The organism is Nodosilinea sp. LEGE 06152 (assembly GCF_015207525.1).
Classification (GTDB): Bacteria; Cyanobacteriota; Cyanobacteriia; order Phormidesmidales; family Phormidesmidaceae; genus Nodosilinea.
Genome location: NZ_JADEWR010000013.1, coordinates 153,881 through 169,204, shown reverse-complemented (window position 1 = coordinate 169,204; position 15,324 = coordinate 153,881). Strand labels below are relative to the sequence as shown.

Sequence of the window (15,324 nt, the reverse complement as noted above, 5' to 3'; positions counted from 1 at the left end):
AAGCGAGCTGCTGTCAGTGTGTCTCCTTAGGTCGCCTTGTTAGGTTTCTGCGATCGGTGCTGCGATTGGCCCCTCGGGCTGTTGTAGGGCGGGCTGTTCTAGACCCAGTGCTCAGGGCTAAGCCAGTGGCACAATCAGCAGTGGCACGGTGCCCATTGCCGAGCTTGCTAGGATTGCCCCTGAACTGTGGTTTCTCCACTTGCCCTTAATCAAGCTCCTTGAATTAGGTGCTTTGAATAGGCCCTTTGAAGTAGGCAAAGAGGTGTTGCTGTGTCAGTTGAGACCATCGAGCGGACAACAACGTCCACAATTAAAAAACCTGCTCCCCGCTACCGGGTGTTGCTCCACAATGACGACTTCAACTCGATGGAATATGTGGTTGAATCGCTGATCAAGGTAGTGCCCAGCCTGACCATGCCTCAGGCGGTCGACATTATGATGCAGGCTCATACCGCTGGCGTGGCCCTGGTTATTACCTGTGCCATGGAACACGCTGAGTTTTATAGCGAAGGGTTGTGTAACCTCGGCCTCAGCAGCACCATCGAACCGGATGAATAAGCGGCTTTGGCCCAAGCTGGCTAGTTTGCCGCCCCTGGGACGGGTGCTGATTTTTTTGCTCATTGTGGTGATTCTCTGGCTGCCCCTGGCGCTACCGCTTTACTGGCTGGCAGGGCAGGGGGCATTGCCCGGTGGTGACCTGTTTCCGACGGCTCTGCTGTACATTATTTTTTTGGTGGTGCTGCCCCGTTGGGAGCGACGGGTGCGAGGTGAGCCACACCCCTGGGCCCAGATCGGGTTTGCTGGCCGCCGAGAACTCGCTCAGGGAATGGCGATCGGAGCTGCCATAGGGGCGTTGAGCATTGCGGTGCTGGCCATAGTGCAGGTGCTATTGGGCTGGGCCGACCTCGACCCCGTTAGGGCACAGGGGCTAAGCCTGCTTCAGATTGGCCTGGTGGGGGCCTTGGCGGCTACTGCCGTAGGCTGGTCGGAGGAAGTACTGTTTCGCGGCTGGCTGCTGCGCGAGCTAGAGCAGGGCTGGTCGCCTGCGGTGGCTCTTGGCGTGACCAGCCTGATTTTTGCGATCGCCCACTTTATTAAACCCCTCGACGCCATTTTGGCGCTGCTGCCCCAGTTCGCGGGGCTGCTGCTGCTGGGCCTGGTGCTGGGGTGGGCGCGGCGGATTCCGGTTGGCCCTGGCAAAACGGGGTTGGGTCACCCGGTGGGGCTGCACGCCGGACTGGTGTGGGGCTACTACCTGCTAGAGGTAGGCAACCTGCTGCTGCCCACCGGCACTGTGCCCGCCTGGGTGACCGGCCTCGACGGCAACCCCCTGGCCGGGCTGCTGGGGCTAACGCTGCTTGCGGGGCTTGGCGCTTTGGTGTTTCGCTGGAGCCGTTTGCTCCGCTAAAGAACGGTTGGCCAGGGCCATCAGCTCGCCCTGAGCACTGCGTACGGCCTCTCCCGCCTGAGGGCGGCGCTGGTGGTAGCTGCCGTCAGCGGTCATATCCCAGGCCTGGCGGTTGTCCTCCAGGCAGAGGGTTAACATTGCTTTGAGTTCTTTTTGAAGGGCAGGCTCAGCAATGGGCACCATGACCTCGACCCGGCGATCGAGGTTGCGGGGCATCCAGTCGGCGCTACCCAGCAGAAAAATCTCCTTGCCACCCTGCTGAAAATAAAGCACGCGGGAATGTTCTAAAAACTGCCCCACAATGCTAATCACTCGAATGTTGTCGCTAACGCCCGGCACCCCTGGCCGCAGGCAGCAGATGCCGCGCACAATTAAATCGATTGTGACCCCCGCTTGGGAAGCCCGGTAGAGGAGCGCGATCAGGTCGGGGTCGACTAGCGAGTTCATTTTGGCGATAATGCGTCCGCCTTTGCCTTTGGTTTGAAAGGCAATCTCTTGCTCAATTAAGGCCACCAGCCGCTGGCGCAGGGTTAGGGGGGCCACCAGCAGCTGGCGGTAAGTCTGCTGGCGCGAATAGCCGGTGAGGTAGTTAAACAGATCAGAAATGTCGGCTCCGATGTCGTCTCGGGCGCTTAGCAAGCCCAGATCGGTGTAGATCCGGGCGGTTTTGGGGTTGTAGTTGCCGGTGCCGATGTGGTAATAGCGTCGAATCTGCTGGCCCTCGCGACGCACAACCAGGGTCACTTTGCAGTGGGTTTTTAGCCCCACCAGCCCGTAAACCACATGCACGCCCGACTGCTCCAGCTTGCGGGCCCAGTTGATGTTGTTCTCTTCGTCGAAGCGAGCTTTGATTTCGACGAGAACTGTGACCTGCTTGCCGTTTTCAGCGGCAGAAATCAGGGAGTTAACAATGGGTGAATCGCCCGAGGTGCGGTAAAGTGCCATTTTGATCGCCAGCACCTGGGGGTCGTGGGCTGCCTGGGTAATAAACCGCTGCACGGTCGCTGAAAAAGAATGGTAGGGGTGGTGCACCAGCTGATCCTGCCGCCGCAGCAGCGAGAACAGGTCTTCGGCTATCTCTAAGGTCGTATCATCGGCGTCTACTTGGGGAGGGCTCAGGCTTTCGATCGCCGAGGGAACTGCGGCTGTCCAAACTGGGGCTTTGAGGTCGGGCAGGGGCAAGGCCATAAAGGTCATCAGATCGCCCAGGCCAATCAACCCATCAATGTCGTAGATGTCGGTTTCAGCCAGGGCCAGTTCTTCCATCAGCATGGCTCGTACCGGGCCGGGTGTGTCCCGCTGAATTTCCATTCGTACCGCTGATCCGCCGCGGCGACGCTTGCGCAGCTCCTGCTCGATCGCCAACATGAGGTCGTCGGCTTCGTCTTCCTCAACAGCCAGATCGGCGTTACGGGTAATGCGAAAGCCGTAGTGCTCTTGCACCACCATGCCGGGAAACAGCGTGGTCAGGTTGGCCGCAATCACCTGCTCCAGGGGCACCCCCAGCCAGCGACAGGGCCTGTCTTCTGAGTCTTGAGCGTCAGGATTGGGCAGTCGAACAAACCGGGGCAGCACTCGGGGCACTTTGACCCGAGCGAAATGCATCTGCTGGGTGCGAGGGTCTTGCACCACCACAGCCAAATTGAGGCTGAGGTTGGAAATGTAGGGAAAGGGGTGACCCGGATCGACAGCTAAGGGCGTTAGAACCGGAAAGATTTGCTCGTCAAAGTAGTCGCGGCAGTAGAGCTGCTGGGTCTCGGTGAGATCGGTGTGGTCGAGTAGCCAAATCCCCTGAGCGGCCATCTGCTGCCGCAGATTGTGAGTAAACGACTGGTGCTGGTTTTCGACCATGGGTCGCAGGGCGGCGCTGATGGCGCTGAGGTGCTCCTCGGGGGATAGTCCATCGGGCGATCGCTTGCTGACCTGGGCCTCGATCTGCTGCTTGAGGGCCGCCACCCGCACCATAAAATACTCGTCTAAATTGGTGCTAAAAATGGCCAAAAACTTCAGCGCTTCGAGCAGCGGGGTGCGATCGTCGAGCGCTTCATGGAGCACGCGACGATTAAACTCAAGCCAGCTGAGCTCGCGGCTGATGTAGTACTGGGAATCGATGAGATTAGGGGCAGCTTTGCTGCTGTGACGTTCACCGCTGGAACGTTCTGTCGTAGCCATCGTTAGGCCTCCCCTGAAGATGACTCCCCGGCTCCGAATACGGCCTCCTCCTGCCCCTGCCACCATTCGCCTAGATCCATCAGCGCCTGATGAAGTGCGGCTAGCTCAGCCGCATAGGTTTCAGGGGCAAGCTCAGACCGCTGCTCTTGCAGGAGCTGAAGCCGCCACTGAATTAGCAGCCAGGGCTTAGACAGCCCATTGGTAGCTTCGATATAGCTGGCCCAGTCTTTGCCGTCCATAGGTGCCTCTTGTGCTGCATTGGGGTGGCCGTTAGACCAGTCGGTCGCTGGTGCATTGCTCCCAGCGCCCTAGCCGCTCACGCTATGGCTAACGCCGACTATGGCCCTAACCACCCGATTGTTAAGGCCGAGTTAACCATACTAACGCGCATCAGGCCGGAGACACAGTCCCCGGCCTGATGCGGTTGAATTAAGGGTTGTAGCTACTGGCGCTGCTTGAAGGAGGTCAACCACTCGCGCAGCTCGGCGGCGGCGACTTCACGCCCGCCCAAGCCAAAGGCGATCGCAATGGCCACGGCGATCGCCCCTAGCAGCAGCCCAAAGGCGAGGTTGACGATATCTGGGGCAACCCCCATCTGCTGCAAAGCCATCGCTCCAACAAAGATCAAGATGGCGATGCGGGCCGCCTGGGCCAGCACCCTGGCTTGCCCAGAGCCCATCGAGTTGACCAGGCGAAAAGCCAGGTTGGCCAGGTAGAGGCCGATAGCAAATACCACCACCCCACTCAGCACCCTTGCCCCAATGAGCAAAATGGCTTGCACAATGTTGGTCAGGCCAGGGAAATTCAAAATTTCGGTAGCTGTAACCACGCCAAACAGCACGATCGCAATCAGGGTGAGAATGCCCATCAGCTCCGAAGGCGTCCGGCCTGGGGTCTGCACAGATGCGATCGGGCGACCCTCGGCATCTAGGCCAGGCTGTGCTGTCGCCCCGCTGCCGAGGTTTAGCTCTGGCAACCCGAGAACGCCCATAATGCTGTCGAAGCCCGCCCCTCTCAGCAGACTCGTGACCAGGTCGGCCACAAAGCGACCGACAAAGTAGGCCGCAGCAATGACCACCCCAGCCATAATAATTTGGGGAATGGCGGCGAGCACCCGCTCTAGCATTGAAACGGCAGGGGCCGAAATAGCGTCAATATCGAGCTCATTCAGGGCAGCTACCACGGCGGGTATCAGCACCAGCACGTAGGCCACGGTGCCCGCCAGACTCGATAGAGACATGCCTCCAGCGGTTGAACTAGTAGTCTGAAGCCCCATGCGACGGCCGAGCTGGTCGGCCCCTGCGGCTATCAACAAATTGGTTACCACGCCACGCACAATGCGGGCGATCACCCAGCCAATGGCTAGAACAATAGCCGCTGTTACAATCCGAGGAATGGCCTGTAGGAAGGAGTTAATTAACCCTTCCACCGGGGCTAGCAGGCCCGGCAGCTGCAGGGTGCCTAAAATCAGCGGAATAAACAGCAGCAGAATGAACCAGTACAGCACGTTGCCGATGGTTTCGTTCAAAACGATCGGGCTGCCGCCTCGCTCTACGCCGGTCTGCTCAGCCAGGCGATCGTCTAGGTTGAACCGCCCTAGACCATTGACGACCAGCGATCGCACCAGCGTTGCCGTCAGCCAGGCCACACCCAGCAGCAGCAGGGCTCCGCCGATGCGGGGCAGATAGAGGAAGATTTGGTCTAAAAAGTTGTTTAGCGGTGTCGATACCCCGGCCAGATTAAGGACGTTTAACGCCGCTATGATGGCGAATAGAAAAATAACCCAGTACACCACCGTTGAGACCCATTTCTCAACCTGCACCGGGCTTTCAGCTGGGCGGCCCATGGCCCAGTTGGCCAGTCGATTGTCTATATCGGTGCTGCGGAGAAGTTTGCGGACGGCTAGCGCCACCAGGGTCGCTACCAGCCAGCCCAGCAGCAGCACCGCGATCGCCCCAATCAAGCTGGGTAAAAACTGCCCCAATCTTGCAGCAGCTTCTTCTATGAAGCGATTGGGGGACGTTACCGGATTTGCCAGGGGCTCGCTGTAGTCCGGTTCAGCTCCAGGCTGTGACACCTGAAGCAGCGTTAGTGGAAAAAAATCAATCATGATCCTTGTAGTTGAGAGCGGGCTGTAAAGAGAGCATCGTGCATGGGGGCAGCTTGCGCGATCTCGACAATGGGCTATTAACTACAGGAAACAAACCACCCACGCAACATTAATTGAGTAGGCAGGCCACCGCATCAGCCTAGAGACATAAGACCGCCAAGGTTCGGTACGATAGCTATCGCCAGGGAAACGTTCCCGTACCGCCACCCGGGCTGATTCTCTCAGGAGACCGTCAGGATGTCTACCCGCCAAGTGTTTGAACACAGTATTTCTGTGCGCGCTAGCACCACCGACGTCGAGCAATGCCTGACGCGTCTAGACCTGATGCACCGCTGGCTCAACCCCGCCCTCCGCTGCGAGCCAATTGGGGATTGGAGTACCGATGTAGGTGCCCAGAGCCGCTTTATGATTCAGCTTCCCTTTAAGCAACCTACCCTGATTAGCACGGTAGTTGAACGAGCTCCAGGGCTGGTTGTCTGGTCGTTTCGGGGCTTTTTTGACGGCTGCGATCGCTGGGAGTGTTGCCCCGATGAGATGGGTACACGCCTGCTCAATCGCTTTGAGTTTGAAATTTCTAACCCAGTGGTGCAGGCTGGTTTCAACTGGTTTGCCGTCGGCTGGACAAAGCGCGATATGGCCGCTCAGCTACGTCGCCTCAAACAGGTGGCCGAAACGTTGAAAAATCACGGCTAGGTCGGTGGGCCAATGCAAATGTAGGACGGGCTCGCGATAGTGTAACCCATGCAGGCGCTGGGTTTCGTACCTCAACCCAACCTACATCGACTGATAGTTAATCGCGCTTGCCTACTTAGTTTGCTTTGAGAACTGTGGCACACCAAAGCTTTAATAGAACGCTGGCGCATCTATTGTTGTCATCCCATCTACATCCCGCGTCAAAATCTTGGAAAATTACTCCCGACGCTTGGAGGGGCGATCGCTGCATACCTCCGGCATAGAAATTGCTGGACGGGATGCAGCAAAACGTCGATGTCTCTCGTGAGGGTGAGTCATAGAGCCTTTAGCTACGCCTAGCTCAATTCATGCTGCTATTCGGCACTGCCCCACCGTGTAGACGCGCCAACACAAAGGCCGCAGAGGCTGATTGCTTCTGCGGCCCAGTTGAGGTTGCTAACGTTGAGATTTACCTAGCTAGACGTAGTTTGAGCCGCCAGCATCTGCTTGAGCTTCTCTAGCTCTCCCGCCCAGCGTGGATCAGGTTGAACGGCACCACCGCTGGTAGCCGCTGCCGCTGGGGCAGCTTTACGAGCACCGCCCTTATTGGAGCGCTTGCTGCTAGTTTCGCCGCTAGTAGGACGCGCATCTGCTTCGCCCTCGGGTTTGGTACGGGGCAGAGCTTTCTCAATCTTGAGGGGCATATCAGCCAGCACCTGACCGTTCAGTTTCTCGACGATTTCATCGGCCTTTTCGTCAGTTTTTACCGTTACAAACCCAAATCCGCGACATTTGCCGGTTTTTTTGTCGGCGATAAGCTTTACAGAGACTAGATCGGCATTAAAGTCAGCAAAAGCGCTTTCAAACTCCTGCCGCTCTAAGTCCTTAGAAAGATTGCCAACATAAAGGCGAATTGACATTTGAATACCTCTGGTGTTCTAAAACTAAAGGCAAATGAATCGAAATCGATAACCTTGCCGAATCGAGTTTGGAATTTAGGCCGACTGCTACCTGCCTACAATGCTGCTAATTTAACCAACTACTATCAAGATTGCAGGCTCTGACCTAAAACCACCAATCAGGCCGCATCAAAATGTCAAACGTAAGTCTTTTAGTAGCTTAACAAATTCCGGCTCTGGAACTCGCCCAAATTTATGACTGTATTTATGGCTAGGGCGCTATCACCTGAACATGAACGAAGAGCTAAGGAAAAGCAGTCTCTACCTCGCCCTATTAAGAAGTTTTATGACAGTTAGCTTAAGAGTCACAAAAGCTGCCTGGCTAGTCATCTCCCCGAAGAGAGAGCCATTTTCCACGTATTGGGTAGAGTTGAGCATACCAACTGGCAAAGAGCCGGATTCAAAACCAATCGACTACACCACTTACCAAGGTAACACGGCATTTGCGCGCTGCCGGGCTAAGGTGCTGCACTCAACCGCAGTCTCTAAATAAAAACCAGCCGGCAAGGGCTGGTTTGTTTGCTGTGTTGAGAGTAGGAGAACCCAATACCTAACCAACCCCGAAGCCAACTCATGGACAGATCAGGGAACCTAGGCATGTGTTTCTGTAAACTAATGTAACACTGGCAGAGCTTTGCTGCAACATTACTTCACATTGGCCCGCTTATCCGCCCCTAAAAATGGTCAAGATGCCGATTCCGCTGCTGATCAGGCTAATCAAAGTAGCCCAAAGAGGGCCATAGGTAGAGAAGCTGTGGCGCTGATCGATTTTTACCTGGTTAATATCTACCCAAAGCATGCCGCCACTGTAGCGGCTCCAGCCGGTAACCGTAACCATTCGGCCTACCCAGTTAACCGGATGGGTTTGAGGCTGAAGCAAGCCCTGCACCGTCCCCAGTGGTACAGGGTTGACTAGCTTAACCAACCCCGATGAATCATCGAGGTAAAGTTCTTGGCAGCCCCAGTTGCCGGACCCCGTCAGGCCCCGCAGTTTGCCTCGCAGGCTGACCGGCTGTCCCTGCACCGGTAATGATGAGGAATGCAGCAGCAGGGTGGACACCGTTTCCTCCGGCGGCTGGCTGGCTGGCTGATTGCCAGGTTCAGGGAAAAGCACGTTAATGCGCAGCAGCAGGCCCAGGCCAAGCCCTAGCCACAGCCCACCGACCAAAATACTGGGGTCTTGGTAGAGCCAGCTCAGGCGCTGCCAGCCCAACCGATTGACCACTCCTCCCACGAACCACAGGCCCATAGCCAAGCCGCCGCCAGCTACTAGGCCCGCCAGGGGGCCTTTCTGAAGCAGCAGCAGGGGAAGTGACACTTTGGTTGTGCCTAAAGCGGGCTGCTGGAAGGATTCGGGTGCGAGGCTGAGGCCAGGTTGACCCCGAAGTAGTGCCTGCTGGTGGAACCAGAGCAGCCGCTCGCCCAGCGGTGCGTGGGAGGCGTTAACCCGCAGCCACTGGCGGTAAGGGTTGAGACCATCTACGGCTAAAAGGGTACTGAGAATGGTCGCGCGATAGTCGGAGACTGGCCCCTCAGGGCCAACGCCCTCTGAGGCAGCTAGCAGCCGACCTGGGGTAATCGCCTGACGGCCGCTGACAGGCATCAGTACTTCCAAGCTGGTGTGGAGCGGGTGAAGGGTGCCGTGCTGTTGCAGATAGGTCTCGATCGCAGTTGTTGAGCCAACCGCGACCTCAATGACCTGAGCGGGTTGCTGGGTTAGGGCCACAGCGCGACGATCGTCCCAGCGGCAGCACAGCCGCGATAGCCACAGTACAGCCTGCCGCAGCAGCCAAAACAGGCCGTAGAGAAGACCCGCTCCGCCGCCCAGCAGACCTCGAAGCAGAGGCTGGCCGAGAGCATCTGCCCTCTGAGCCAGCCAGCGGTACCCGCTATGCAGCAGCAGCAGCGGCAGCCCGACGGCTGACAGCACCGGCAGACTGCCGTTGACCATCCGGGCCAGTTCATAGCTGTAGAACGCCGTCAGCGTTTGATCTGACATCTGCTCTAAAAGCCCCTGGCTAATCACAATCCGGGTATAGCGGGGCAGCCAGCCGTAGCTAAAGCACAGGGGGGCCGAGTCGGCAATTAGCCGCAGTTCTGGCATTGGCCACCCCTGCTGGCGGCACACCTGGCGCAGGAGACGCAGCGTGCCAGGGCTGTGGGTTTGCAGCTGACGAATCGATAGGGGCCGCTGACGGTACCAGGTTGCCAGCGCCAGATCCATAAGCCAGGGGCTAGCTAACGCCAGCAGCACCAGCCCGCTGACAACCCAAATCGTATAGGTCTGATAAGCCTCAGGCAGACTCAGCTGAACAGGCCAGCGCACCCAGCGCAGCAGTCTGTCTACTGTTCTTAAGGTGAAATGGAAGGCCCAGTTGGTTACCCATATCAAGGCGATCGCCGTTAACCCCTGGCCCAGCCATAGACCTAGGGGGCGCTTCGGTAGAGGCACCTGGCGCTGGGGCCGAGCCTGCTGGGGCTTAGACGACGGCGCGGCAGGCGACGGTACTGCAGGCTCAACCGGCAACGGTGGCGAGGATGCCGAACGGGAGGCTCCAGCTGGTTTTGACGGCACATCTCCACCCTCTGCATCAGTCTGCTGATTGAGCTGCTGATAGTGAAACAGAGATCGCATTTCTGGCTCCGCAGCATCCTGATCCTGAGCCGGTGTGGGCTGGGTCGAATCATCGACATCCTGGGTTGCGGGCTGAACTGGTTTAATGGACCGCTTGGCAGGGACAGGTGTAGGCGGTTGGGGAGCGACTGGGGGCCGCTGCGACAAATTTTTAGAATTTTCTAAGGGGACGAAGCCGCTCAAATCTGACCCGGCGGCGGTAGTTTGAGGCTCAGCGTCTGGGGTACTAGCGCTTGGGGCACTGGCGATCGCGGCCGATTTAGACTGGCTCAGAACCTGATCGGCCCACTGCTTAGCCTGGGGTGAAGGGCTGTCGAGTAGCTGGTGACAAACGCGCTCGACCTGGTCATTCTGGCCTAAGCGCTGGTGCACTCGCACTCGACCCATCAGGGCTTTGAGGTAGTAGGGCGATGTCCGTGGGAGCTGCTCTAGGCGCTGAAACCGGGCTAGGGCCTGGTCATAGTCTTGGGCCTTAAAGGCTGCGATCGCCTGTTGATAAAAGGCCTCAACCGACAGTTTTCCGGTGTGCCTAGAACCAGAGGCTTGAGAATTGGAGTCTGTGGGCTGCGCCATAGGCCGCTATTAAAATTAAAAAGGAGGTGAGGAGAAAAGTTAAAGCATAACCAACTATTCCCCATCTGTTTCTGTTTGCCTGCGTTTAGGCATTAAACGATTGGAGTGAACAACGGGGCAGGACGCGCTTACTGAGAAGCATTGTTGCTGCCTAGACTAAAATTTTAGTCACAGTGTTGCCGCTACCTATGATTGCTTTGAGCTTGTTTGTGGCTAGTTTTCTGGCCTGGTTTCTCAGCATGCTGGCAGGGGGTGGTAGCCCGTTCATTCTAATTCCCATAATTTCGCTGCTGCTGGGCACGCAGGCCGTAGCACCCGTTATAACCACCGGGCTGCTGATTGGGAATGCGCAGCGAGGGTTTGTCTTCTGGCATGACATTGATTGGAACGTGACTGTCTGGTACGTGCCGGGTGCTACCGTAGGCGCTCTTCTCGGTTCCTACGGGCTGACTCAAATCCATGCCGAGAGCCTGCAGCTACTGCTGGGAGCCGGGCTGTTAGTTATGGTTGTCAACTACCTGCTGCCTGCCAAGGAAAACTGTTTCACGATCCAGGCCTGGTATTTTTTGCCGCTGTCTTTGGTCAACGCCATTGGCTCTGCCCTGGTTGGCAGCACCGGCCCGATTATGAACCCGCTGTATCTCAACTATGGGCTAGAAAAAGAAGCCATGGTGGCCACCAAAGCTTTTAACAAGGCTGTGCTGCACCTCGTTAAGCTGATCGCCTACGCCGCTTTTGGCAGCTTGAGTGGAGAGTATTTAGCCTACGGTTTAGTGATTGGTTTGGGAGCCGTACCGGCTAACTGGTTGGGTAAACAGGTGCTGGCAAAACTGTCGGCCCAGCAGTTTCGGCAGCTAGTCTTTGCCTTTGTGGCCGTCAGCGGTGTAGCTATGATTTGGCAGCAGCGCCATTTTCTCGCCGTTTGGTTCATGTAACCCTGACCGAGGGCAGGCGCTCTGGACTCATTCTTGGGATGCGGCTTGGGGCTGTGGAGCTGCGATCGCCTCATCAAGGCCCAGCAGGGTTTCTACTAACCCATACAGATCGATCTCGTCAGCCCCGGCAAGCTGACGATCTTTGAGGTCAGTTAGCCCACGAGCCAGCTCTGGAGCGCGAGTCTTGTAGTCGCGGTGCGCCGTGAGCATGTCTTCAAAAATGGATTGCTCAATTTCAGTTCGGTTTTGACCTTCGCTCAAGGGCGTTTGGTAAGCTACGTCTTCCACGTCATATTTGACCAAGACTACCAGCGCATTGGTGGCCGCTTTGAGGCTCTCCTGGAGGCGGCGCGTGTCTAGCTCCAGGCGATCGAAGCCCACCTGACCCGTAATTTTCAGCTCTAGAATAGGAGCCGTGTCGCCCTGATGCTCAGCGGCGGCGGCGATCGCTTTATCCATCGCCATTTGGGTTAGCTGATCCAGGCTCTCCTGGCCTCTGGCTACCAGCTCCAGTCGCACAATGGGGCGCTGAAAGTAGTCGGTTTGCAGCCGTGCATCAACGCCCTGAGGCGACAGCTCTACCAGGTACGCGCCCCGCTGAAAACGACTTTCTTCTACGTTGTTGGCCTCTAGCGAGCCGGGGTTAAACACCCAGCCCTCAGCGGTGTAGTTCTTGTGGATATGACCCAGGGCTAGGTAGTCAACCCCGGCGTCCTTAAGCGGCAACAGCTCGCTGTAGCGCAGCGCCCCAGCGTAGCGAGCAATTTGCCCCTCCAAACCGTGGTGAAAGAGCAAAACAGTATAGTCAGGGCCACTGGGCAGTGCTTGAATGGCCCCTGACAGCAGCTCAATAGCACGGGGAGCGGTTGCTCCATACCAGTTTGAGCCAACGACGCGCACTCCGCAGGGCAGGTCAATATAGGCCCCAGAACGCGTGGCTTCGTCCCAGGGGGGGAGGCGATTTTCGGCATCGGCTCCGTCGTTGGGTTCAAGTAGCTTGAGTAAATCCCACTCGGCTAGGTACTTGAGCCAGCTGGTGCGAGTGCCGTAGGGGCGATTGTCGTGGTTACCCTCAATTGCCAGCACCGGAATTTCGGCATCTTTCAGCGCCTGTAGACAAATCTGAGCCTGATTAAGGGTAGCGGGCTTGATGTTGCGGTGCTCGAAGAGATCGCCCGCGATCGCTACAAAATCTACCTTTTCTTCAATGGCGTAGCGCTCCAGCACCGTCTGTAGGGCACGAAAAAAGTCTTTGGTGCGCTCTGGGGTGTCGTAGCGGTCAAACCCGAGGTGAATATCGGCAATGTGGAGAAATTTCGCCATACGCTTTCCTGGGGGCAATAGTCAAAAACTGGCCTCGCGGGCCAGTGCAACGAACCCAGGCTAGCACCTACACAGGAGAAGATGACTCGGCGGCTAGCTCCTCCAGACGCTCCTGCTGGTCACGGCTGATGCATGATTGAATCAGCACGTCCACATCTCCTTCCAGCACTGGGGTGAGCGTAAAGTTTTGATTGAGGCGGTGGTCGGTAACCCGGTTGTCTTTGTAGTTGTAGGTGCGAATTTTTTCCGATCGCGCCCCCGTACCCACCTGCGACTTGCGCATAGACGAGACGGCCTCCTGCTGCTCCCGAAGCTTCATGTCGTAGAGCTTGGCGCGTAAGATCTGCATGGCTCGCTCGCGGTTTTGCAGCTGCGATCGCTCCTCGGTACAAAAAATTCGAATGCCCGTCGGCTTGTGGAACAAATCCACCGCTGTTTCCACCTTGTTAACGTTTTGGCCACCAGCACCGCCCGATCGCGCCGTCGTCAGCTCAATATCCTTCGGGTCTATCTGTATCTCTACATCATCGACCTCAGGCATAATCGCCACAGTAGCGGTAGAGGTATGGACGCGCCCACCCGCCTCAGTCACCGGAACGCGCTGCACCCGGTGCACCCCAGCCTCAAATTTGAGCTTGCTGTAGACGCGATCGCCCGCAATCTCCAGAATCGCCTCTTTAAACCCACCCATATCGGCGGTAGATTCACTGAGCAACTTTACCTTCCAGCCCTGCCCCTCGGCATAGCGAGAGTAGAGCCGCACCAGATCGCCGGCCCAAATGCTGGCCTCATCCCCACCGGTCCCGGCCCGAATCTCCAGCATGATGTTCTTGTCATCATTGGGGTCGCGGGGCAGCAGCAAAATTTTGAGGCGAGTTTCTAGGGCCGCTAGCTTTTCATCCAGGGCTTCTACCTCTAGCCCCGCCATTTCCTTTAGCTCAGGATCGCTGTTTGCTTCCTTGTAGATTTCCCGTGCCTCTGCCAGCTCTTGCTCAGTAGCCTTCCACTCGGTGTAAGTATCTACGGTTTCTTCGAGTGAGGATCGAGCCTTAGCAATACGCTGAAACTCATCCGGATCCTTAGCAACATCAGGATCGCCTAGTCTCCGCGTTAGCTCCTGGAACGTTTGCTCCACAGAGTTGAGTTTTTCAATTAAGTACGCCTCGGCCATAGGGTCCTCTTGTCTGCCGTCTAGCTAGAACATCTACTCTAAGTGCTACAGCAGAGTTGGCTAAGCGTTATCGGCAGCCTTGTCGTCAGTGGCAGCGGCTGACGTATCAGTCATGCCGTACTTACGCATAAAGCGCTCAACCCGGCCCTCGGTGTCGATAATCTTTTGGGTGCCAGTGTAGAAGGGGTGGTTTCCAGACCATACGTCTACATGTAGCTCAGGCTTGGTAGACCCAACGGTCATAATTTCCTTGCCGTCACAGAAAACCTTGGCTTCGGGATACCAGGTGGGGTGAATCTCAGACTTTGCCATAACGATGGATTAAAACAACATCAGCAGAAGGAAAACGGGCGCAATTAGGTTCGGTTAAGAGGCTCTGACCATCACGATTTAGTTTAGATCAAGATTCTCTACAGAGCAGGCTTAACCGCACCAAACAAAACTAGTCCTTGAGAACTTAGCGTTTGGAGATTAACGCTTAGAGAACTGAGGTGCCTTACGGGCTTTCTTCAGACCGTACTTACGGCGTTCCTTAGCGCGGGGATCGCGGGTGAGGTAGCCTTCAACCTTCAGCGGCTTACGGTTTTCAGGGTCAAGTTCACACAGTGCTCGGGCTACCCCAAGGCGAATGGCATCAGCCTGACCAGTTAGCCCACCACCCTTGACGTTAACCAAAACATCGTAGGCGTTTTCCAGACCTAACACCTCTAGGGGAGCCTTGGTGGCGTTTAGGTAAGCCGGGTTGAACTGCAAATAATCGTCGCCTGGGCGCTTGTTGATGACCAACTGACCGCTGCCAGGTACCAAGCGCACTCGGGCGATAGACGTCTTACGGCGACCGGTGCCCCAGTACACAGCCTGTTGAGATTGATCGGTAGCCTGCATTATTTCGCTTCTCCAGGAATGGTGTTTACAACATGAATTTCAGGGCTTTGGGCCTGGTGGGGGTGCTCTGGCCCGGCATATACCTTGAGCTTGGTGAACTGCTTACGGCCCAGAGAATTTTTCGGCAGCATACCCTTCACAGCCTGCTCAATAATGCGCTCAGGAATGCGAGCCTGAAGTTTGTCAAAGGTTTCTACCTTCATGCCGCCGGGGCGACCGGAATGGCGACGGTAGAGTTTGGTACTGGCCTTGCGACCGGTAACCACAACTTTCTCAGCATTAACCACAATAACGAAATCACCCGTATCCATGTGAGGGGTAAAGGTGGGTTTGTTTTTGCCGCGCAAAATAGTGGCAATTTCAGTGGCCAGCCGTCCCAGGCGCTGACCTTCAGCGTCGATTACGTGCCACTGCTTCTGTACAGAATCGTGGGGGGGAATGTAGGTCTTAGTAGTCATAGCGCTTGAGCTGCCTTTCTTGG

Annotated in this window: 14 protein-coding genes; 4 read left to right on the top strand and 10 right to left on the bottom strand. The window is 56.7% G+C overall.

All coding sequences use genetic code 11. The features are described 5' to 3' along the window. The first annotated feature begins 270 nt into the window (after positions 1–270). Both clpS and IQ265_RS18605 read left to right on the top strand, forming a co-directional pair. Positions 271–558: an ATP-dependent Clp protease adapter ClpS gene (clpS, locus tag IQ265_RS18610; protein ID WP_017297669.1), complete on the top strand. Its 288-nt coding sequence runs from the start codon at positions 271–273 to the stop codon at positions 556–558. Further along, positions 551–1,408: a type II CAAX endopeptidase family protein gene (locus IQ265_RS18605; protein WP_194056286.1), complete on the top strand. Its 858-nt coding sequence runs from the start codon at positions 551–553 to the stop codon at positions 1,406–1,408. Before clpS ends, IQ265_RS18605 begins: the two co-directional genes overlap by 8 nt. Here the strand turns inward: IQ265_RS18605 and ppk1 are convergent. The 3 genes from ppk1 to IQ265_RS18590 all read right to left on the bottom strand — a co-directional run bounded on the left by ppk1 (position 1,349) and on the right by IQ265_RS18590 (position 5,690). Further along, positions 1,349–3,580 (bottom strand): polyphosphate kinase 1, encoded by a 2,232-nt coding sequence (gene ppk1, locus IQ265_RS18600; protein WP_194056284.1) that lies wholly within the window; start codon positions 3,578–3,580, stop codon positions 1,349–1,351. The genes IQ265_RS18605 and ppk1 overlap by 60 nt on opposite strands. Positions 3,581–3,582: 2 nt before the next feature. Continuing rightward, a complete protein-coding gene (locus tag IQ265_RS18595; RefSeq protein ID WP_194056282.1) occupies positions 3,583–3,819 on the bottom strand; it encodes a hypothetical protein in 237 nt (78 codons plus the stop codon). A gap of 203 nt (positions 3,820–4,022) precedes the next feature. Further along, positions 4,023–5,690: a mechanosensitive ion channel gene (locus IQ265_RS18590; protein WP_194056279.1), complete on the bottom strand. Its 1,668-nt coding sequence runs from the start codon at positions 5,688–5,690 to the stop codon at positions 4,023–4,025. 237 nt (positions 5,691–5,927) lie between these two features. Between IQ265_RS18590 and IQ265_RS18585 the strand changes: the two genes are divergently transcribed. Further along, positions 5,928–6,383: an SRPBCC family protein gene (locus IQ265_RS18585; RefSeq protein ID WP_194056277.1), complete on the top strand. Its 456-nt coding sequence runs from the start codon at positions 5,928–5,930 to the stop codon at positions 6,381–6,383. A gap of 452 nt (positions 6,384–6,835) precedes the next feature. Here IQ265_RS18585 and IQ265_RS18580 read toward each other — a convergent pair whose 3' ends face one another. Both IQ265_RS18580 and IQ265_RS18575 read right to left on the bottom strand, forming a co-directional pair. Beyond that, the gene (locus IQ265_RS18580; protein WP_194056275.1) at positions 6,836–7,282 is read right to left on the bottom strand and encodes an RNA-binding protein; all 447 of its coding nucleotides are present in this window, start codon (positions 7,280–7,282) and stop codon (positions 6,836–6,838) included. Between the two features lie 703 nt (positions 7,283–7,985). Then, positions 7,986–10,529 carry a zinc metalloprotease HtpX gene (locus IQ265_RS18575; RefSeq protein WP_194056273.1) on the bottom strand — a complete coding sequence of 848 codons (2,544 nt, stop codon included), beginning with the start codon at positions 10,527–10,529 and terminating at the stop codon, positions 7,986–7,988. A gap of 188 nt (positions 10,530–10,717) precedes the next feature. Here IQ265_RS18575 and IQ265_RS18570 point away from each other — a divergent pair, with 188 nt between their 5' ends. After that, positions 10,718–11,464 (top strand): sulfite exporter TauE/SafE family protein, encoded by a 747-nt coding sequence (locus IQ265_RS18570; RefSeq protein WP_194056271.1) that lies wholly within the window; start codon positions 10,718–10,720, stop codon positions 11,462–11,464. Between the two features lie 27 nt (positions 11,465–11,491). Here the strand turns inward: IQ265_RS18570 and IQ265_RS18565 are convergent, their stop codons facing one another. The 5 genes from IQ265_RS18565 to rplM all read right to left on the bottom strand — a co-directional run bounded on the left by IQ265_RS18565 (position 11,492) and on the right by rplM (position 15,301). Next, positions 11,492–12,787, bottom strand: a complete 1,296-nt coding sequence (locus IQ265_RS18565; RefSeq protein ID WP_194056269.1) for a DNA repair exonuclease — start codon at positions 12,785–12,787, stop codon at positions 11,492–11,494. A gap of 67 nt (positions 12,788–12,854) precedes the next feature. Beyond that, the gene (gene prfA / locus IQ265_RS18560) at positions 12,855–13,958 is read right to left on the bottom strand and encodes a peptide chain release factor 1 (RefSeq protein ID WP_194056267.1); all 1,104 of its coding nucleotides are present in this window, start codon (positions 13,956–13,958) and stop codon (positions 12,855–12,857) included. 60 nt (positions 13,959–14,018) lie between these two features. Next, on the bottom strand, positions 14,019–14,270 hold the full coding sequence (gene rpmE, locus IQ265_RS18555; protein WP_194056265.1) for a 50S ribosomal protein L31: 252 nt from the start codon (positions 14,268–14,270) through the stop codon (positions 14,019–14,021). Between the two features lie 159 nt (positions 14,271–14,429). Beyond that, the gene (rpsI, locus tag IQ265_RS18550; RefSeq protein WP_194056263.1) at positions 14,430–14,843 is read right to left on the bottom strand and encodes a 30S ribosomal protein S9; all 414 of its coding nucleotides are present in this window, start codon (positions 14,841–14,843) and stop codon (positions 14,430–14,432) included. After that, complete coding sequence (gene rplM, locus IQ265_RS18545) at positions 14,843–15,301, bottom strand: 50S ribosomal protein L13 (RefSeq protein WP_194056260.1); 459 nt, start codon at positions 15,299–15,301, stop codon at positions 14,843–14,845. Before rplM ends, rpsI begins: the two co-directional genes overlap by 1 nt. Between the last annotated feature and the right edge of the window lie 23 nt (positions 15,302–15,324).

Coding starts and splice junctions, on each gene's coding strand:
- IQ265_RS18580 (WP_194056275.1), bottom strand. CDS start 7,282: ATGTCAATTCGCCTTTATGTTGGCAATCTTTCTAAGGACTTAGAGCGG.
- IQ265_RS18605 (WP_194056286.1), top strand. CDS start 551: ATGAATAAGCGGCTTTGGCCCAAGCTGGCTAGTTTGCCGCCCCTGGGA.
- IQ265_RS18570 (WP_194056271.1), top strand. CDS start 10,718: ATGATTGCTTTGAGCTTGTTTGTGGCTAGTTTTCTGGCCTGGTTTCTC.
- prfA (WP_194056267.1), bottom strand. CDS start 13,958: ATGGCCGAGGCGTACTTAATTGAAAAACTCAACTCTGTGGAGCAAACG.
- rpmE (WP_194056265.1), bottom strand. CDS start 14,270: ATGGCAAAGTCTGAGATTCACCCCACCTGGTATCCCGAAGCCAAGGTT.
- IQ265_RS18590 (WP_194056279.1), bottom strand. CDS start 5,690: ATGATTGATTTTTTTCCACTAACGCTGCTTCAGGTGTCACAGCCTGGA.
- rplM (WP_194056260.1), bottom strand. CDS start 15,301: ATGACTACTAAGACCTACATTCCCCCCCACGATTCTGTACAGAAGCAG.
- IQ265_RS18565 (WP_194056269.1), bottom strand. CDS start 12,787: ATGGCGAAATTTCTCCACATTGCCGATATTCACCTCGGGTTTGACCGC.
- IQ265_RS18595 (WP_194056282.1), bottom strand. CDS start 3,819: ATGGACGGCAAAGACTGGGCCAGCTATATCGAAGCTACCAATGGGCTG.
- rpsI (WP_194056263.1), bottom strand. CDS start 14,843: ATGCAGGCTACCGATCAATCTCAACAGGCTGTGTACTGGGGCACCGGT.
- ppk1 (WP_194056284.1), bottom strand. CDS start 3,580: ATGGCTACGACAGAACGTTCCAGCGGTGAACGTCACAGCAGCAAAGCT.
- IQ265_RS18585 (WP_194056277.1), top strand. CDS start 5,928: ATGTCTACCCGCCAAGTGTTTGAACACAGTATTTCTGTGCGCGCTAGC.
- IQ265_RS18575 (WP_194056273.1), bottom strand. CDS start 10,529: ATGGCGCAGCCCACAGACTCCAATTCTCAAGCCTCTGGTTCTAGGCAC.